Here is a 20,280-nt window from a genome sequence, read left to right as displayed (position 1 = left end):
ATGAAGAAAATTTCAATTGTAATTCCCGCTTATAACGAAGAAGGAAACGTTGCCATGATCCATCAGAAAATTAAAGAAGTTTTTGATGGTTTAAACAATTATGACTTTGAAATCATATTTGTGAATGATGGCAGCAGAGACAATACGCAACAAAAATTAGAAGAACTTTCCAGTCAATATGATGAAGTGAAATTCATCGAGTTTTCCCGCAATTTTGGTCACCAACCGGCTGTAAAAGCCGGAATGGACAGTGCTCATGGAAATGCCGTTATCTCTATGGATGGAGATCTTCAGCATCCTCCCGCACTGATTCCAGAAATGATTCAGAAATGGGAAGAAGGCTATGATGTAGTTTTTACTTTTAGAACGTATCCCAAAGAGATTTCATTTTTTAAAAGAAAAACATCAGACTTATTTTACAAGCTTTTATCAAGTTTATCCGATGTTAACTTAACAAAAGGAGGCGGCTCAGATTTCAGATTGCTGGATGCGAGTGCGGTTGAAGTCATGAGAAACTTTAATGAAGACGATTTGTTCCTGAGAGGATTAACAAGCTGGATGGGTTTCAAACAAACAGGAATCGACTTTACAGCAGCAGAAAGACTTTCAGGAAAAAGCAGTTACAACCTTAAAAAGATGTTTACTTTTGCCTTCACCGGAATCACTGCTTTCAGTGTAAAACCGCTTTATCTGGCAGCATATCTGGGATTTTTATTCTCGGCACTGTCAGTCATTGGATATGGAGCATATGTGATTCATTCATTTATTGCAAAAACTGAGATCTCTGGTTGGGCATCATTGATTATGACCATTGTATTCTTCGGAGGCCTTCAGTTGATCATCCTCGGAATCATGGGGATTTATTTAGGTAAAATATTTAAACAGGTGAAAGACAGACCTAATTATATTATTAAAAACAAAAATTTTTAGAATGGTTTTATTGAGTTTTGATATTGAAGAATTTGATATGCCATTAGAATATAAGGGTGAAATTCCCTTTGAAAAGCAGATTTCAATTTCACAGACAGGATTAGAGAGAATTCTCGATATCCTTAAAAAACATAATGCCAAAGCTACTTTTTTTTCCACAGTAGTTTTTGCAGAAAACAGCAAACACCTTATTGAAAGGTTGCTACATGAAGGTCATGAACTGGCTTCTCACACCTGGTTTCATTCAGAATTTGAAGACAAACATTTGAAAGAATCCAGAGAAAAACTGGAAGAATTATTTTCCACAAAGGTGACCGGATTAAGAATGCCGAGAATGATGCCTGTGGACGAAAAAGAAGTGGAAAGAGCAGGATATTCTTACAATTCCTCCATCAATCCTACATTTTTGCCGGGAAGATATAATAATTTAAAAGTATCCCGAACCTATTTCAAAGAAGGAAATGTGACTCAGGTTCCGGCTTCGGTTTCTCCTAATTTCAGAATCCCTTTGTTTTGGTTAAGTTTTCATAATTTTCCTTTATTTTTCTATAAAAAACTGGCTTCGGACTGTTTGAAAAAAGATCAGTATCTGAACATTTATTTCCATCCCTGGGAATTTGCAGAAATTAAAGATGAAGCCTTTAAACTTCCCGGGTTTACTGTAAAAAACTCAGGAAAAGAAATGGTGGAAAGATTTGATTCGTTTGTAGGCTGGTTGAAAGAAAAAGGACATACATTCGGAACATTTCAGGAATTTCAAAAACAGATAGAACGATGAAGATTGCCTTTGATGCAAAACGGTTTTTCCACAATACGTCCGGCCTTGGAAACTACTCGAGAGACCTTGTAAGAATCCTTTCCAGGTATGAACCGGAGAACGAATATCTGTTACTCAATAAAAACAAATCCGAGAGAGGAAAAGATATTCTGGAACGTCCGAATGTTCACTTTATTGAAACCTCAAAAGGAAACTTGTCCCGTCAGTTGAAAATGGGTAAAGACGCCCAAAATCAGGGAGCAGATATTTTCCATGGATTATCAGGTGAACTTCCTTTAAAATGGGATCCAAAACCTATTAAAAAGATTGTTACCATTCATGATCTGATCTTTGTAAGATATCCACAGTATTATTCTTTTTTTGACAGGAAAATCCATTTCTGGAAATTTAAAAAAGCCGCTGATACGGCTGATAAAATTATAGCTATTTCAGAACAGACGAAAAGAGATATTATCCAGTATTTGAAGGTTCCTGAGACTAAGATTGAAGTTATTTATCAGGGATGTCATCATGCTTTTAAAGAACAGCAGTCTCCGGAATTGATGGAAGCTGTTAAAGAGAAATTTAAGCTTCCGGAAAGGTTTGTATTGAATGTAGGAACCATCGAAGACCGAAAAAACCTTTTGAATGTTGTAAAAGCAATCCACGGTACAGAAATTCCATTGGTTGTGGTGGGAAGGAAGACCAAATATTATCAGAATATAAAACGCTTCCTGAAAAAAAGCAAAATGGAAAAACAGGTGCTTTTTCTGGAAGGAGTTTCTATGGATGAGCTGGCTTGTCTCTATAAACTGGCAGATATTTTTGTCTATCCAAGTTTCTTTGAAGGCTTCGGAATCCCTGTGATTGAGGCACTTTTCTCCAAAACAGTTGTAGTAACAAGCAACACAAGCTGCCTGCCGGAAGCGGGTGGAAAAGACTCGGTGTATGTAAATCCGGATAACGATCTTGATATTCGGGCTAAACTCAAATTTCTTTGGGAAAATGAATCCGAGAGAAAACGCCGTGAGGAAAAGGGTTTCGAGTTTGTTCAGAAGTTTAATGACGAACCCATTGCCAGAGAGCTTATGAATTTTTATCAAATAATTATCTGAAAAAACGTTGCATTTTAAAAATAAATCCTACATTTGCATCATAATTCAAACAATGAAACCAATATTTTTAGCATTACATCATTATCATCATCATCTCTGTTAGGCGGAATTGATTGATATAAGTATGTGCTAAAATCAAAAATAATAAAAACCGTCTGAGTAAATAGACGGTTTTTTTGTTTCCTGAATTCTCATCAGAAATTTCAATAGATCAGTTTTTATTTGCTCGGACCCAAAAAAGGCAAAATGAGTAAATTAAAAATTGCAATCCAAAAAAGCGGTCGGCTTTACGAAGAATCTCTTCAGCTTCTCAAAGACTGCGGAATCTTTGTTAATAATGGTAAAGACCAACTCAAAGTTTCAGTAGATAACTTTCCGATGGAAATCATGTACCTTCGGAATTCAGACATCCCGCAATATCTGGAAGACGGAGTGGTGGATGTGGCCATTCTTGGCGAAAATCTTCTGGTTGAAAAAGGTAAAAACATCAAAACGATCCAAAAACTTGGATTTTCAAAATGCCGTGTTTCACTGGCTGTTCCCAAAGAAGTAGAAACAGACGACATCTCTTATTTTCAGGGTAAAAAAATTGCTACTTCTTACCCAAATACCCTTAAAAACTTTTTAGAAAAAGAAGGAATCGTATCAGATATTCACGTTATTTCAGGTTCAGTGGAAATCGCTCCTAATATCGGTCTGGCCGATGGAATTTGTGATATTGTAAGCTCTGGAAGCACTTTATTCAAAAATGGGTTAAGAGAAACAGTTACTTTACTGAAATCGGAAGCTGTGTTGGCTCAAACACCTCAGTTATCAGCTGAAAAAGAAGCCATTCTTGAAAAATTCGTATTCAGAATCAAAGCGGTTTTAAAAGCAAAAAATTCAAAATACATTCTGATGAATGTTCCCAATGAAAAAATACAGAAAGTTGCCGGTGTTCTTCCGGTATTAAAGAGTCCTACGGTTATTCCATTGGCGGAAGAAGGCTGGAGCAGTATTCATTCTGTGATTGATGAAGAACGTTTCTGGGATGTGATTGACGAACTCAAAGAAAATGGTGCTCAGGATATCCTAATCATCCCCATTGATAAAATGGTTATTTAGAAAATTGATAATTGTAAATGTTGTTCAACGCAAAGACGCAATGAAAATAAAGTTAATACTATTTTAAGACGCAAAGATTTTATCTCTGATAAAATTTAATGTCGCTTGAAATAAAAAAAATATAACTCAAATACTTGCTGAAAATCTTCGATTTTCTTGCGCCTTAAAAAAGTAAAGATTTAAAAAACTTGCGCCTTTGCGTTCATAAAAAATTGAGTTATTAAGGTATCAGGTAGCTGAATAAAATAGCTTAAGCTATGATCTTAATGAAACTTAACAACTTAAAGACTCTTAATGGTTCAAAAAAAGGTTTAAAAAATAGTACAATGAAAATATACAGATATCCCACAAAAGACACCTGGAAAGACCTGGTAAAACGTCCTGTTTTGGAACAGAAAGAAATTTCAGGTCTGATCACAGAAATATTCATAGAAGTGGAAAAAAATGGTGATGAAGCTTTAATAGAATTCAACAAAAAGTTTGATAAAGCAGAAACCCGAAGCATAAAAGTTTCTGATGCCAAAATTCAGGAGGCAGAAAATCAGATTCAAGATGAATTGAAGCAGGCTATTCAACAGGCGAAAGAAAATATTTCAATATTTCACGCTTCTCAAAAGCAGGAAATTCAGAAAATTGAAACAACAAAAGGAGTTGTTTGCTGGCGAGAAAACCGTGCTGTAGAGAGCGTTGGGATTTATATTCCGGGAGGGACAGCTCCTTTATTTTCTACAGTGTTGATGTTGGCGGTTCCTGCAAATCTTGCCGGATGTAAAGAAATAATCCTTTGCACGCCACCGGATAAAAATGGAAATGTTAATCCCGCCATTCTTTATGCTGCAAAACTTTGTGGAGTTTCGAAAATCTTTAAAACAGGCGGAGCACAGGCTGTTGCAGCGATGACTTTTGGAACAGAAAGTATTCCTTCCGTCAATAAAATTTTCGGTCCTGGAAATCAGTTTGTAGTAGCGGCAAAAGAATATGCACAACGGTATGGAGTTGCTATCGATATGCCAGCCGGACCGAGTGAAGTTCTTGTGATTGCAGATGAAAAGGCAGTTCCTGATTTTTGCGCTGCCGATCTTCTTTCACAGGCAGAACACGGAAGTGATAGTCAGGTTGTTTTTATAACGACAGACTTTAAAGTATTTGAGGAGACTATAAAGGCTGTTGGGCAGCAGGTCAGGGACTTGCCACGAAATGAATTTGCCGGCCAGGCTTTGGAAAACAGTTCTTTTATTTTAGTAGATTCTCTGGAAGAAGCTCTTGAATTCAGCAATCTTTATGCTCCGGAACACCTTATTCTGGCGATTGATAATTTTGAAAAATATATTCCGGAAGTTCAGAATGCAGGCTCAGTTTTCCTAGGAAATTATTCCTGTGAGAGCGCAGGGGATTATGCCAGCGGAACCAATCATACACTTCCTACGAATGCTTATGCAAAGAACTACAGTGGGGTGTCTCTGGACAGTTTCGTGAAAAAAATAACATTTCAGCATCTTTCAAAAGAGGGTCTTCAAAATTTAGGAAAAACAATAGAGCTCATGGCGGAAGCTGAAGGACTGTTTGCTCATAAAAATGCAGTCTCGATAAGATTAAAATAATAATTTTTGGAAAACGCAAAGACGCAAGAGAATTATAATGAGACACCTTTTTAAGACGCAAAGATTTTATCTCCGATAAAATTGAATAGTGTATAATTAAAACCAGAAATTAAAATTCATTTCCTTGCTGAAAATCTTCGATTTTCTTGCGCCTTAAAAAAGCGTTACAGAATTAAAAAACTTTGCGTCCATTGCGTTTATCAAAAAAAATGAACCATTAAGAAAATGAAGTCTTTAAGTAAAGTTAAGATTCAAATACATTGGAATTCAGCTTGTTGCTTAATAGGGATCGGAAGTTTTTTTTCTTCATTATTCTTAATCACTTAGTTCACCTTAATGGTTTAAAAACGATTTTATATTGAATCAGTTTTTTAAAAGAAAATCAATACAATGAAAAATAACAGTATCAAAACACTCGTAAGAGAAAATATATTACAATTACAACCCTACATCAGTTTCAGGGATCACAATGAATTTAATGCTCCGGTAATGCTGGATGCGAATGAAAGCCCTTTCGGAGAATGCAACCGTTACCCGGATTCTACCCAGAAAAAGCTTAAAAGCAAGCTTGCAGGGCTTAAAAAAGTTTCACCTTCACAGATTGCCATAGGGAACGGAAGTGATGAGCTGATAGATCTTATTATCAAAATTTTCTGCGAGCCTAAAAAAGATGCCATTCTGATGATGAATCCGTCATTTGCGATGTATGGCTTCTATGCAGCAATCAACGAGAATAAAGTTTTGAAATTGGATTTGAATGAAAACTTTGAAATCGTAAAAGATAATTTCTTAAAGACGGCCGAAGATCCTTCACTGAAGATTTTCTTTTTATGTTCACCCAATAATCCTACGGGAAACAGTGTGGATGATATTGAATTTTACCTTCAGAATTTCAACGGAATTGTAGTGGTAGATGAAGCGTATATTGAATTTTCCGGAAAAAAATCAAGTCTGGAGCTTTTGGACAAATATTCGAACCTGATTGTACTGCAAACCTTTTCTAAAGCATGGGGAGTTGCCGGAGCAAGAGTAGGCATGGCTTATGCATCCGAAGAGATTATCAGCCTTATCAATACCGTAAAAGCACCTTATAATGTGAATGTTTTGAGTCAGGAACTGATTTTAAAGACATTGGAGGAAGAAAACAGGCTGCAGGAAAATGTAAGCCGTATCTTAGAAGAGAGAACATGGCTAAAAGAGCAGTTTGAAGGAATTGCATGCATTAAGAAAGTATTTTCAACAGATGCGAATTTCTTCCTGATCAGAATGGAAAATGTTGATAATGTCTATACAAAAATGCTGGAAGAGGAAATTTTAACCAGCAGAAGAGACCCAGCCATTCCTGGATGCATCAGGATTAATGTGGGAAATCGTTCGGAAAATGAAAAATTAATTAACCTTTTAAAAGGAATATAAACCGTTAAGAAAGATGAAGAGGATAAGAAAAATTAAGATTCATCAAAGATGAATAAGTAAGAATATAACTAAATTAATAGCTTTAGCTATCTTAATAATTCTTAATCACTTAAAAAAGCTTAATGGTTTAAAACAATTTTATAAAAAACATATGAAAAAAGTACTCTTTATAGACCGTGATGGAACACTGATTATTGAACCGCCAACAGATTTTCAGGTAGATTCTCTGGAAAAACTTGAGTTTTATCCGGGAGTTTTTCAAAACCTTGCAAAAATTGTTAATGAGTTAGACTATGAATTGGTGATGGTAACCAATCAGGATGGACTGGGAACAGAAAGTTTTCCTGAAGAAGATTTCATAAAACCTCACGCAAAAATGTTGCAGGCATTTGAAAATGAAGGAATCATTTTTAGTGATATTTTAATTGATAAAAGCTTTGAATCCGAAAACCTTCCTACCCGAAAACCAGGAATTGGGATGTTGGGAAAATATATCTATGCCAATTATGATCTGGAAAATTCCTATGTAATTGGTGATCGAAGTACTGATGTACAACTCGCTAAAAACCTTAAATCTAAGGCTATTTATCTTAACCAAAACTTAAATAGTGAATCTGAACTTTCTACTACAAGCTGGTCAGAGATTTATCAGTTCTTAAAATCAGGAATGAGAAAGGCTAAAGTCTCCCGCAAGACCAATGAAACAGATATCGAAATTGAAGTCAATCTTGATGGAAATGGAAAGTCAGATATTTCAACCGGACTTCACTTTTTTGACCATATGCTGGACCAGATTGCAAGACACGGAAATATGGATTTGACCATTAAAGTAAACGGAGATCTTGCCGTGGACGAGCACCACACCATTGAAGATACAGGAATTGTACTGGGAGAAGCTATTTTAAAAGCTTTAGGAAAGAAAAAAGGAATTGAGCGATATGGTTTTCTGCTTCCAATGGACGACTGTCTTTCTCAGGTGGCTATTGATTTCGGTGGCAGACCATGGTTGGTTTGGGATGCGCCGTTTAAAAGAGAAAAAATAGGAGATATGCCTACAGAAATGTTTTTTCACTTTTTTAAATCCTTTACTGATGCTTCAAAATCCAATCTGAATATCAAAGCAGAAGGAGACAATGAACACCACAAAATTGAATCCATCTTTAAAGCCTTTGCAAAAGCAGTGAAAATGGCAGTGAATCAATCGGATAGTAACTACAGTTTACCTTCTACAAAAGGAAGTTTATAAATATGATTGCCATAATAAAATACAACGGAGGAAATGTAAACTCCGTCCAGAATGCCCTCAACAGACTGAAAATTGATTCTGTGATCACGGATGATCCCGAGCAGATTTTAAAAGCCGATAAAGTGATCTTTCCAGGCGTAGGAGAGGCTTCATCCACTATGAAACTGTTAAAAGAAAAAGAACTAGATCTTTTAATCCCAAGCCTTACACAGCCGGTTTTAGGAATATGTCTGGGAATGCAGCTGATGTGTAAGGAAAATGAAGAGGGAAATACTGAAGGAATGGGAATTTTTGATATCAACGTCAGAAAATTCCCGGCAAAGGATATTGTTCCACACATGGGCTGGAATACTGTTTCAGGACAGATTTCACCATTGTTTTCAGGAATTGAAAAGAGCAGTGATGTGTATTTTGTACACAGCTATTATTGTGAGCTTTCAGACTTTACCACTTCTGTTTGTGATTATATCCTGCCATTCAGTGCTTCATTGCAGAAAGATAATTTCTATGCAGTGCAATTTCACCCTGAAAAATCAGGAATGGTGGGAAATCAGATCGTTAAGAACTTTATAAATTTATAATGATGAAAATAATTCCGGCTATTGATATTATTGACGGTAAATGTGTCCGTTTATCAAAAGGAGATTACAATACAAAGAAAATATACAATGAAGACCCTGTAGAAGTGGCGAAAGAATTTGAAAGTTTTGGCATTCAGTTTCTTCACCTGGTGGATCTGGACGGAGCGAAATCAAAACATATTGTGAATCAGAAGGTTTTAGAGAATATTGCTCATGCTACTTCGCTGCATATCGACTTTGGAGGAGGATTAAAGACTCAGGAAGATATTGAAACAGCCTTTAATTCCGGAGCAAAACAGATCACTTTAGGAAGTATTGCGGTGCAAAATCCTGAATTCTGCTATGAAATGATTCAAAAATATGGCGCTGAGAAAATTATCCTTGGAGCTGATTGCGACAACAGAAAAATCAAAACCTCCGGATGGCTTGAAGAAAGTGATAATGACATCATTGATTTCATCCTTCAGTATCAGGAAAAAGGGATACAAACTGCTATCTGTACTGATATTGCAAAAGACGGGATGCTGGAAGGACCTTCAACAGGGTTGTATATTGAGATCTTATATAAAACATCTGTTCAGCTGGTAGCAAGCGGAGGGATTTCAGGAATTGCTGATGTCTATAAAATGAAAGATATCGGCTGCACAGGAACCATCATAGGAAAAGCAATTTACGAAGGGAAAATAAGCTTACAACAACTTCAAAACTTTATTGAAAATGCTTAAAAAAAGAATTATTCCATGTCTGGATATCAAAGATGGAGCCACGGTGAAGGGAATCAATTTTGAAGATCTTAAAAATGCAGGAGATCCCGTAGAACTTGCCAAAAAATATGAACAGGAAGGAGCTGATGAGCTTGTTTTTCTGGATATTACTGCCACTATTGAGAACAGAAAAACGTTTGTAGAATTAGTAAAAGAAATAGCAAAAGAGCTTAGTATTCCTTTTACCGTGGGAGGCGGAATTTCGTCTGTAGAAGATGTGAGAAAGCTTTTGGAAGTAGGAGCAGACAAGATCAGTATCAATTCCTCTGCAGTGAAAAATCCGGGACTTATCTCTGATCTGGCCAAAGAATTCGGGAGCCAGTGTGTAGTGGTTGCTATAGATACAAGACAAGTGGGCGATAAGGATCTGGTTCATATCAAAGGAGGAAGAGAAGCCACCGAACTCTCTACACTAGAATGGGCAAAACAAGCCGAATCTCTTGGAGCAGGTGAAATTCTGCTGACTTCGATGGATGGAGACGGTACAAAAAATGGCTTTGATCTTCGGATTACAAAACTGGTTTCAGACAATATCAGTATTCCAGTGATAGCTTCCGGAGGTGCCGGCAAGGTGGATGATTTTGTTAAAGTATTCAATGAAACCAAAGCTACAGGAGGATTGGCAGCCAGCATTTTCCATTTTAATGAAATAGGTATTCAGGATTTAAAACAACAGTTAAAAACTCAAAAAATAGAAGTACGATGACAATAGATTTTAATAAAGATAACGGGCTTGTTCCGGTAGTCATTCAGGATAACAGAACGCTTCAGGTATTGATGCTGGGTTATATGAATGAAGAAGCTTTTGAGAAAACAAAAAAAGAAGGAATGGTTACTTTTTTCAGCCGTTCCAAAAACAGACTCTGGACAAAAGGTGAGGAATCCGGTAATTTTTTAACGGTAAAAAGTATTGACATCGACTGTGATCAGGACACGATTTTAATTAAAGCCGTTCCAAAGAATGTAGTTTGTCACACAGGCACTTTTAGCTGTTTTGGAGAAAAAGCTACCAAAGGATTCCTCTATGAACTGGAAGATAAAATATCACAGCGCATAGATACCAAAGCTGAAGGTTCTTACACTTATTCACTTTATCAGAGAGGAATCAATAAAATGGCTCAAAAAGTAGGTGAGGAAGCCGTAGAATTGGTTATAGAAGCAAAAGATGACAATGAAGAACTTTTTAAAAATGAAGCTGCAGATCTATTGTATCACTATTTAATTTTATTGAAAGCAAAAGGATTTTCGCTGGAAGAGATTGAGGAAATTCTTAAAAACAGAGATAAATAAAGAGATTGTCTCAAAAGTCAAGCAACTTGGCTTTTGTCATTCTGACGAAGGAAGAATCTCATTGATAACTAACTACATGGGATTCTTTACCGTATTGTTGAACTACGTTCGCAGACCTTCAGTTTGTGTTCAGAATGACACTTTGAGACGCTTCCTTTTTTATTAAGGCAGAAAAAATTATAAAACCCAATAAAGTGTTGGGATTTTTATACATGACGATTATCAGTTGATATTGATAAAATAAACTATATAAATCTTATTGTTGGATTATTTTATTTAAATGTATTTAATGATTTAATTTAAAACTATATCAGGAGAAAGGTTGTTAAAACTCTCAAAATTCAAAGGCTGTTAAAAACTGTACTTTTGTTTTTAATTATTCTAAATAACACTTAAGTATGAATAAATCTATTTTCTTAATCGGAAGCCTTGTGGCATTTTCTCAAGTCGCTGCCCAGAAAAAAGATTCATTAGAACAGAACAGGCTTGATGAAGTGATTGTTACCGCATCAAGATCTCCGGAAATTGTAAAGAAAACAGCTTCTACCGTCAACATTATCAATAAAAAGGAAATTGCAGAGCAGTCATTGATTTCTGCTGATCTCAGTAATATCCTGGCTTACAAAGTACCAGGATTAGCGTTTGGAAATAATCTGGTGAGCAACAGAGGACAAACATTAAGAGGAAGAAATGTTTTGATTATGATCGACGGAATTCCACAATCCAGTCCGTTACGTAACAACGACAGAGAAATCAGAAGCATTGATCCTTCGGTCTTAGAACGAATTGAAGTGGTAAAAGGAGCAACTTCCATTTATGGGAATGGTGCAGAAGGAGGAATCATTAATTATATTACTCAAAAAAGCACTTCTGGTAAAACTTTTTCAGGTAGAACGGTATTAGGATTTACCAGTCATGATCTGTTTAATGACAAAATGTTCAAATCAGAGGGTGGCGCAGGATACAGAGTTTCACAAAGTTTCTCCGGAAAAGTAGGAAAATTCGATTATCTGGTGAATGGAACTCTTACTCAAAGCGGAGTAAAAATAGATGGCGAAGGATTGGTTCAGAATCCACGATATGGATTGGGAGAAACTGCCGTCAATAATATCTTTGCTAAAATAGGATATGATTTGAATGACAGCAACAGACTGGAAGTGATGTATAATTACTATTCAAGTCTGCAGGATTCCAAATATATTTTAGATCTTGGGAAATATGGAGAGAAGCCTTCTACCGGGAAATTAGGAGATCGGGAAGGTGTAAAAGAAGGGACTAGATATAATCACAACGGATATCTTAAGTATATCAATAAGAATATTTTCCGCAATACAACGCTTAACACTACCTTGTATTTCCAGGACTTTTACACGATTTATGATTACAGGAATGCTCCAAGATGGAAAACAGGAGGACAATCAGCTATTTTAGAGAAAAAATACGGTTTCAGAGCAGATTTTAATACAGAATTTGGAAAAGAGAAAGGATTAAAAGGTTCATTGACCTATGGTCTGGATCTCTTAAATGAGAAAACAAGTCAGCCATTGGTAGACGGAAGAATGTGGGTTCCGGAAATGAATATGCTGGCTGCAGCGCCTTTCGTACAGGGAAAACTATTTCTTACTGATGATCTGACGGTAAAAGCAGGCGTTCGATGGGATAAAATGTCCGTAAAAGTTCCTGATTATACTACTTTACCTTCTAACAAAGATGTTCCCTTCAATGTAGAAGGAGGAAGATTAAACTATTCAAACCTGTCTTACAATGTAGGAGTGAGCTATGTGGCATTTGATTTCTTCCAGCCCTTCACTTCTTATTCCAGAGGATTTAATATCTATGATCTGGGCCGTGTGCTGAGAGATGCGAAAAGCAATGTTCTGAGTGAAATCAATACAGATCCTGTGGTTATTGACAACTATGAAATTGGTTTTAACAGTAAGATCGGGCAGTATGTAGATTTTTCAGCCAGTTATTTTTATAATTACTCCAAGCTGGGAGCTGATCTTGTTTCTGTAAATGGTTTCTGGACTCCGCTCCGTGCTCCTCAGTATATTAACGGAGTAGAATTGGCGGTGAATATCTATCCGACACAGGGATTGACTTTCGGAACTAATTACACCTATCAGGAAGGAAAAGTGGATGTGAAAAATGACAACAGCTACGAAAAATATTTAAGCGGTTTAAGAATTGCGCCCGCAAGGTTGAATTTTTTTGTTAAATGGAATGATAAGGCGCAGAAATTACAGTTGGGAGTCTATCATATGTACTCGTTTAAGAGAGATAAGTTTGAACCTGCTGCATCCGGAAAATATGATGAAGGAGAAGGCCCTGTGAAAAGCTTTAACCTGTTCAATGTTCAGGGAAGCTATAAACTGAATAAACTTCTGACCATAGGACTTGGAATAGAGAATGTATTCAACACTTCTTATTTCACACCAACTTCGATGTATACCGCTCGGGATGCAGAATATGTACGCGGAAACGGAAGATATTACACGGTTTCTCTTAATTTTAATTATTAATTTGAATCTTTTTATAAAAATGAGGCTGTCCAAAAAGGACAGTCTTTTTTATGCGATCCATTACTGTCCGATAAAAAGTATAAATACATTGAAAATATTAATATTTATGCTATGAATTAACAGGTCGCTCCTCCGGAGCTCTAATTTTAAAACAAATACGTTCTATTAACAGTCAGCTCCCATTGGAGCTAAATTTGATCCCATCGGGATCTACTGTTAGTAGAAAAATGAAATCCCCATAAAATAAAGCTCCGTAGGAGCGACCTGTTAATTCTATTTAAATTTTATCGAACAAGAATGGCTTTTTATATAAAGTGTCAGATCTAAGGTTGATTCAAGACATTTATATGATCCTCAAACTCTCCTAAATTCTATTTCTTTATAACAACAAGAGGCTGCCAAAACTTTTTGGACAGTCTCGTTCATTTCGTGACATTCATTCATAGTATTTTTGAAAAAATGTTTATTTTAGGAAATGAAATATGCTTTAGTAATTTGGTCAGCCATTTGTCTTGTCCCGGTATTCATTTTTTTATTTCAGGATAAATCTGTTAAAGGTATTAGTGTGGTTGATTTAAAGAATATCTTTTTAATCTTTATGGTTGGAGTCTTAATGATTTTTTCAATAATAAAAGGAATAAAATATTTTAAGTAATTTATACAGGAACTGTATAATGAGAAAAATAATTATACTATTTTGTATTTTTTCATTTGCAAGCTACAATTCCCAACTGAAGCTTGGGAAATATGTGAACATCTGTTATGTAACTGATGCTCCAAGCTCTATACTTACCCTAAAGAAGAATAATTTTGTTTTGATGTATCCCGGATCTGTTGAACAATTCTCGGGAGTTTGGGCTGTGAAAAATGATACTTTGCTTCTGACTTCACAATATCAAAGTACATTAGGGAAAAATGACAGCGTTTCGGTAAATAAAAAACACTATTTTAAGATAAAAAGAAAAAAATTGATACATCCTGAAAATGAAAAATGTTTCTTAACCTTAAAAAATAAACTTACATATGATTAACGAGTTACAAACAGCTCTGGATCTTATGAATGATGGACAATATATGCCCGCCATTACAATCTTGCAAAATTTAAATGGATTATCTCCCAAATCTGAAAACTACAGACAATTATTCATGTCAAACTGCTGGTATAAACTAGGAGAATATCAATGGGCTATTGATATTGCGGATAATTTATTACAAAGAGACAAGCACAATGAATTAGCATCTCAGTTAAAATATTTATCCTATTGTGAACTTAAAGATTTTGATAATGCTTTAAAAGAAATGCTCCGTTTTTTATCATGTAATGAGGCCGATCTTTATAAAGTAACTCTGGAGGAATTATTGACAGATATCAGAGATGGATTTATTAATGAAGAGGATATCGTTTCTAAAATCAAAGGATTTGCTTTAAAATATGATGTTACTATTGACAATCCCAATGGTAAATAAATGCTGTAACAAAGACCGGATCTGAAATACTAATCTGGCTAGAAAAGAATATCATGAAATTAAAATTAACCCTGATAGCCGCATTTTTTGTTCAGATTGCTTTTGCTCAGAAAAATTGTAATGAACTTTACGCTCAGAAATTCACAAAACAACAACTGGAGCAGGATATAGATTTTATTAAAGACAAAATAGTCAATGCACATATAAACCCCTATACTGAGATCTCAAAATCCGAATTTGAAAAAAAATATACAGATATCCGTAAGTCTCTGAAAGATGGCATGACTCAAAAGGATTTTTACTACCTCGCAAAACCCTTGATTGTTACATTAAACGATGAACATAGCTCAATGTCTGATTTCTGTGTCACAGATAGCATTAAAAGAAGCATGAAAGTATTGCCGTTGAAGTTTAAGTATGAAAATGGAAAAATGCTTCTTACAGAAAACTATTCAGACAATAAACTGAACATTGGTGATGAATTGCTTTCATTGAATGATATATCTATCAATGAAGTGTTGGAAAATTGTGCACAAACCATTCCGGGAGTCAAAGAAGAACGAATTCCAACAGCTGTTGATCGGTTTTGGATAATGATTAATAAATTCTGCTATTTTATCACAGATGACTACAACCTGAAATTTAAAAGTGGATTGCATACATTAGTGAAAAGCATCTCTTTGGAACAGTTGAAAGCGAATGCGTCAAAAATGCAGCCAAAGAAAAAAGAAGATTTTAAACCTGTTGATTATAAAAAGATAAAGGATTATGCTTATTTAACAGTCAATACCTTTGACGATAGGAATACATTTACTCTGGAAGAGTGGAAAACAAAATTTGATAGTATTTTCGCCCAGATCAAAAAAGACAATGCTAAAAAGCTGGTCATTGATGTTCACAACAATTCCGGAGGAAATTCTGCAGTGGGAAATTTACTTATTAATTACTTTTCAGACAAACCTTACCAAAGCTACCAGGGAAAATGGAAAAAAAGTAAAGAATATGCTGATTATTTAAAATCGAATAATAAAGAATCTCCTGAGTATAATAAAATAAAGGACGGAGATTATTATCCAATACACTCGCGTTCTATAATCGCGGGTAAAAACCCGTTGCGGTTCAGTGGAAAGACTTATGTCATTGTTGGCAAAAATACTTTCTCCAGCGCTATGATGTTCAGTGTAATGGTTTTGGATAATAAACTGGCAGAAGTAGCAGGAGAAATGCCTGAAAAAGGACATCCCAATCATTTCGGAGAATTGATCAATTTCCAGACTCCCAATACAAAACTGGATTTTCGTTTTGGAGTAAAAGAATGGATAAGGCCGGCAGGAAATATAGTGCCTAACAAGCTTATTCCAACAAAGACTATCGATTTGAATAACAAAACAAGAGAACAGATTGTTGAAGAGCTTTAAAATTATTTAATTCATAAAACAAAACAGCAGGAATAGTCCTGCTGTTTTTTTATTATCAATGGAGTGAATTTTTATCTTTCAATCATAATATTCTTAACCAAAGTCTCTTCACCCATTTTCAAAACTCCAATATATACTCCATTTTGAAGGCCGGAAACATTAATCTTTCTTTCATTATTCACTTTCAAAAGTGATCTTCCCATAGAATTACTGATTTCAAAACTGAAATTCATTTCTTTAGAATCCGGTAATTCAATATTCAGAACATTATTGGCTGGGTTAGGATAGATTTTTACAGCTTCCAATGAATTTTTAGAGGCAGGCTTGCTCATTGTAGTAGAAGCTGTTGCAAAGTGCTGTAATGCTCCCACAGTAGCTTTCCCGATCTTGTATACATAAACAGGATCCATATTAGTGAAAGTATCTTTAGAGCTGTGAGGGTAAGTACTTCTTATCCTTTCAAAAAAACCGGTAATCACTTCACCTTTCTGCTCAAAAGGAATATAATCTGTATCAGCTGCCGGATCTACAGCAGTTAAAAGAGGAGAGTAGAGCGCTGTACAATTTCTAAGCTGTTGAGTGACAGCTGCAGAAGCGGCATTGTTACTGGAAACACCTCCCTGATCTTCATCACAATATACCGTTGTATTGTTATTTCCTTTCACTCCGCCTACCTGATCCAGATTGAAGACCAGTTTGATATCCAATTTGCGGACACCTCCCTGATATACTACATTGTTCACATAATGGCTGCTTCCTTTTAATCCCTGTTCTTCACCGGAAAAATGGATGAACTTTATAGAATATTCAGTAGGAACATTTTTCAGAATCCTTGCTGCTTCTAGAATAATCGATGTTCCGCTGCCATTATCATTTACTCCCGGGCCATAAATGGTATCGAAATGCCCACAGATAATGACATATTTGTTAGGATAAAGTGTTCCGGTTTTGGTAATAATTAAATTTTTCGAATTGGTGCTTCCAAAGGTAAAAGGACTTTCCTCGATCTGGCTGGCAGTATAGCCGTAAGAAAGATACTTATTTTTGATCCAGTTCAATGTGTTGGTATTAGCTACCGAACCTGTAGTTTTTACACCTAAATTACTAAACTCCTGAAGGTTATTCGTAATGTTGGTTTGGGTTACCAAATCCGCTCTGTCTTTGTAAGCCTGAATAAAAGTTTGAGCCGCAATACTCTGCATCATTAATGCAGAGCATAAAAGTGTTGTGAATTTTTTCATATAAATAATATTATTTTGGTAACACGAATGTAGTAAATAAATCACAACAAAGTGTTTAATGTTTTGAAATAAAAGAATATTTATTATGAATATCACATTATTTATTGTGTATGTGTTGTAAATACTGTAATATGGGTCTGGTATGAAAAAATAAAACCTCTGAACTGCTTCAAAGGTTTTTGTATTCATATGGTTGTATAGTAATGCAAATTATCTTTCGATCATCACTTTTCTTACGACCTTTTGGTCTCCGGTTTTTAAAATTCCGATATAAGCTCCATTTTCAAGTGAAGAAACGTTGATTTTTGTTTCATTGTTTCTTTTGAAAATAGAACGTCCCTGGAAATCAGTGATTTCAAAAGTAAAGTTTTTAATTCCGGAATCAGGAAGTTCAATATTGATGACATCTTTTGCTGGATTTGGGTAGATTTTTACACTTTCCAACATATTTTTTACAGCAGTTTCATGCGTTCCCAATGTGCCGGTAGCAACAGCAAAATGCTGTAATGCTCCTACAGATGCTTTTCCTATTTTGTAAATGTATACAGGATCTGTATTGGCAAAAGTATCATTCACCGTATGCGGATAGGTACTTCTTATTCTTTCAAAGAAACCTGTGATCACTTCGCCTTTTTGTTCAAAAGGAATATAATCTGTATCGGCAGCCGGATCTACAGCGGTTAAAAGAGGAGAGTAGAGCGCTGTACAGTTTCTCAGTTCCTGAGTTACAGCAGCCGAAGCGGCATTATTGGAAGAAAGTCCGCCCTGATCTTCATCGCAGTAAACCGTATTGTTATTGTTGCCCATCACACCACCTACCTGATCCAGATTGAAAACAAGTTTAATATCCAGAACACGAACGCCACTCTGGTATGCTACATTGTTTACGTAATGTTTGCTTCCCAGAAGTCCTTGTTCTTCTCCGGAAAAATGGATGAATTTTATAGAGTATTCAGTCGGAACATCTTTCAGAATCCTTGCCGCTTCAAGAATAATAGAAGTTCCGCTTCCGTTATCATTGATTCCTAAACCGGTAATACTATCGAAATGTCCACAGATGATTACATATTTATTAGGATATACGGTACCTGTTTTGGTAATGACCAGATTTTTAGAATTATAACTTCCTGCAGTGAAAGGATCTTCTGTCATCTGGCTGGCTGTATATCCATAAGAAAGGTACTTGTTTTTGAGCCATGTCAGTGCATTGGCATTAGCGGTTGACCCTGTAGTTTTTACCCCTAAATTAGCAAATTCCTGAAGGTAGGTTGTAATATTGGTTTGATTTACCATATCTGCCCTGTCCTGATAAGCCTGAATAAAACTTTGAGCTCCAATACTTTGAATAGCGATAGAAGTCAATAAAAAAGTAGCGATTTTCTTCATTTTGCAGTATTCAGTCTGAATATCCTTTCAATAGAAAACCTATTCAGAATATTCAGACTGATATTATTTATTAATGATTATTTTTTTTGTTGTATTTCCCTTATCCGTTTTGATCGTAAAAGTATAAACCCCGTTTGTTAATCCTGAAGTATTTATTTTTTCCTGGTTTTCAAGTGATAACACGGTATTTCCAGACATGTCATTGATTTCAACTTTGAATTGTTTTACTTTTTCCTGAAATTCCACTGTCACAAGATCTTTAGCCGGATTAGGGTAAATCCTGATTGCTTCACCTGATTTTTGTGCAGATGCTTCGTTGGTGCCTAACAGGTTGCTGGAAGTAGATGCAACAGCAAAATGCTGTAAGGCTCCTACGGCTGCTTTTCCTACATTAAAAACATATACAGGATCCAGGTTGGCAAAAGTGTCACTTACGGTATGTTCATTATTACTTTGGACGGTTTCATAGAATCCGGTAATAGTGTACCCTTTCGCTTCAAAAGGCATGTAATCTGAGCTGTAAGCATGAGATAGATTCGTTTGAAGAGGGGAATAAAGGGTAGTACAGGTCATCAATTCCTGAGTCAGAGTATTGGATATTGCATTATTGGAAGATACTCCGCCTTCATCTCTTTCACAGCTGATGGTATTGTTATTATTTCCTATAAGACCTCCTACCTGATCAATATTTAAAACCAATTTTATATCCAGAACCTTATTACCATTCTGATAAGCTACATTGTTTACATAATGGTTGCTTCCTACAAGTCCTTGTTCTTCCCCGGAAAAATGAATAAACTTGATAGAGTATTCTGTGGGAACATTTTTCAAGATTCTCGCTGCTTCCAGAATAATGGAAGTTCCACTGCCGTTGTCACTTACTCCAGGACCTACAATTGTGTCATAATGTCCGCAGATAATGATGTATTGGTTAGGGTATACTGTTCCTGTTTTGGTAATAATTAAATTTTTTGAAGTGTTGCTTCCGTAGGTAAAAGAATCTTCAGATATATTAGTTGCTGTATATCCGTAAGACAGATATTTGTTTTTAAGCCAGTCCAGAGCATTATTATTAGCTGTTGTACCTGTTTTTTTTACTCCAAACCCGGCAAATTCCTGAAGGTTTGTAGTAATGTTGGTTTGAGTAACCATATCTGCTCTGTCCTTATAAGCTTGAATAAAACTTTGTGCACTCATATTTTGCAGTGCAATGGAAGTGAGCAAAAAAGCTGCAACTTTTTTCATTTTTAATACTTTCTTTAGAGATTGCTAATATAGCAATAAATCATCATTTATTGTTGATTTTTAAATGGAATAGTGTCTGTTTGCTTGATTTATTAATAATAATATATCTTTTTATTAAATTTATTATTATGTTAGTTTAAAATTCATTAAATGAATAATATTTAGGTAAATTTTTCTTTAGTATTAAGTGTATTCAA

Annotated in this window: 17 protein-coding genes; 14 read left to right on the top strand and 3 right to left on the bottom strand. The window is 35.4% G+C overall.

All coding sequences use genetic code 11. The annotated features are described in order from the left end of the window. The 14 genes from NK356_RS07820 to NK356_RS07755 all read left to right on the top strand — a co-directional run bounded on the left by NK356_RS07820 (position 1) and on the right by NK356_RS07755 (position 16,211). The gene (locus tag NK356_RS07820; RefSeq protein WP_034694416.1) at positions 1-930 is read left to right on the top strand and encodes a glycosyltransferase family 2 protein; all 930 of its coding nucleotides are present in this window, start codon (positions 1-3) and stop codon (positions 928-930) included. 1 nt (position 931) lies between these two features. After that, positions 932-1,708, top strand: coding sequence for a polysaccharide deacetylase family protein (locus tag NK356_RS07815; protein ID WP_253316652.1), 777 nt, complete (start codon positions 932-934; stop codon positions 1,706-1,708). Continuing rightward, positions 1,705-2,802 carry a glycosyltransferase family 1 protein gene (locus NK356_RS07810; protein ID WP_253316651.1) on the top strand — a complete coding sequence of 366 codons (1,098 nt, stop codon included), beginning with the start codon at positions 1,705-1,707 and terminating at the stop codon, positions 2,800-2,802. The genes NK356_RS07815 and NK356_RS07810 overlap by 4 nt, the downstream gene beginning before the upstream one ends. A 246-nt stretch (positions 2,803-3,048) precedes the next feature. Beyond that, a complete protein-coding gene (gene hisG, locus NK356_RS07805; RefSeq protein ID WP_034694421.1) occupies positions 3,049-3,906 on the top strand; it encodes an ATP phosphoribosyltransferase in 858 nt (285 codons plus the stop codon). A gap of 326 nt (positions 3,907-4,232) precedes the next feature. Next, positions 4,233-5,507, top strand: coding sequence for a histidinol dehydrogenase (gene hisD / locus NK356_RS07800; protein ID WP_253316650.1), 1,275 nt, complete (start codon positions 4,233-4,235; stop codon positions 5,505-5,507). A gap of 390 nt (positions 5,508-5,897) precedes the next feature. Continuing rightward, positions 5,898-6,923, top strand: a complete 1,026-nt coding sequence (hisC, locus tag NK356_RS07795) for a histidinol-phosphate transaminase (RefSeq protein WP_253316649.1) — start codon at positions 5,898-5,900, stop codon at positions 6,921-6,923. Positions 6,924-7,074: 151 nt separating this feature from the next. Further along, positions 7,075-8,169: a bifunctional histidinol-phosphatase/imidazoleglycerol-phosphate dehydratase HisB gene (gene hisB, locus NK356_RS07790; RefSeq protein ID WP_253316648.1), complete on the top strand. Its 1,095-nt coding sequence runs from the start codon at positions 7,075-7,077 to the stop codon at positions 8,167-8,169. A 2-nt stretch (positions 8,170-8,171) separates the two neighbouring features. Further along, positions 8,172-8,750: an imidazole glycerol phosphate synthase subunit HisH gene (gene hisH, locus NK356_RS07785; protein WP_253316647.1), complete on the top strand. Its 579-nt coding sequence runs from the start codon at positions 8,172-8,174 to the stop codon at positions 8,748-8,750. 2 nt (positions 8,751-8,752) lie between these two features. Next, positions 8,753-9,475, top strand: a complete 723-nt coding sequence (hisA, locus tag NK356_RS07780; protein WP_253316667.1) for a 1-(5-phosphoribosyl)-5-[(5-phosphoribosylamino)methylideneamino]imidazole-4-carboxamide isomerase — start codon at positions 8,753-8,755, stop codon at positions 9,473-9,475. Continuing rightward, the gene (gene hisF / locus NK356_RS07775) at positions 9,468-10,220 is read left to right on the top strand and encodes an imidazole glycerol phosphate synthase subunit HisF (protein WP_253316646.1); all 753 of its coding nucleotides are present in this window, start codon (positions 9,468-9,470) and stop codon (positions 10,218-10,220) included. Before hisA ends, hisF begins: the two co-directional genes overlap by 8 nt. After that, positions 10,217-10,804, top strand: coding sequence for a bifunctional phosphoribosyl-AMP cyclohydrolase/phosphoribosyl-ATP diphosphatase HisIE (gene hisIE, locus NK356_RS07770; RefSeq protein WP_253316645.1), 588 nt, complete (start codon positions 10,217-10,219; stop codon positions 10,802-10,804). Before hisF ends, hisIE begins: the two co-directional genes overlap by 4 nt. A 398-nt stretch (positions 10,805-11,202) precedes the next feature. Continuing rightward, a complete protein-coding gene (locus tag NK356_RS07765) occupies positions 11,203-13,326 on the top strand; it encodes a TonB-dependent receptor (protein WP_253316644.1) in 2,124 nt (707 codons plus the stop codon). A 1,023-nt stretch (positions 13,327-14,349) separates the two neighbouring features. Then, entirely contained in the window at positions 14,350-14,793 is a 444-nt protein-coding gene (locus NK356_RS07760) for a hypothetical protein (RefSeq protein WP_253316643.1), read from the top strand. 53 nt (positions 14,794-14,846) lie between these two features. After that, positions 14,847-16,211 carry a S41 family peptidase gene (locus tag NK356_RS07755; protein ID WP_253316642.1) on the top strand — a complete coding sequence of 455 codons (1,365 nt, stop codon included), beginning with the start codon at positions 14,847-14,849 and terminating at the stop codon, positions 16,209-16,211. Positions 16,212-16,282: 71 nt separating this feature from the next. Here NK356_RS07755 and NK356_RS07750 read toward each other — a convergent pair whose 3' ends face one another. From NK356_RS07750 to NK356_RS07740, 3 genes are all read right to left on the bottom strand, one after another. Beyond that, entirely contained in the window at positions 16,283-17,452 is a 1,170-nt protein-coding gene (locus NK356_RS07750) for a M20/M25/M40 family metallo-hydrolase (RefSeq protein WP_253316641.1), read from the bottom strand. A gap of 210 nt (positions 17,453-17,662) precedes the next feature. Beyond that, on the bottom strand, positions 17,663-18,838 hold the full coding sequence (locus NK356_RS07745; RefSeq protein ID WP_034694445.1) for a M28 family peptidase: 1,176 nt from the start codon (positions 18,836-18,838) through the stop codon (positions 17,663-17,665). 63 nt (positions 18,839-18,901) lie between these two features. Continuing rightward, positions 18,902-20,083 (bottom strand): M28 family peptidase, encoded by a 1,182-nt coding sequence (locus NK356_RS07740; RefSeq protein ID WP_253316640.1) that lies wholly within the window; start codon positions 20,081-20,083, stop codon positions 18,902-18,904. Positions 20,084-20,280 lie beyond the last annotated feature (197 nt).

Origin of the sequence: Chryseobacterium sp. S0630 (genome assembly GCF_024158915.1) — a bacterium.
In the GTDB taxonomy this organism is placed as follows: Bacteria; Bacteroidota; Bacteroidia; order Flavobacteriales; family Weeksellaceae; genus Chryseobacterium.
The sequence above is the reverse complement of the archived record's forward strand: the minus strand, read 5'-3'. Positions and strand labels throughout refer to the sequence as shown.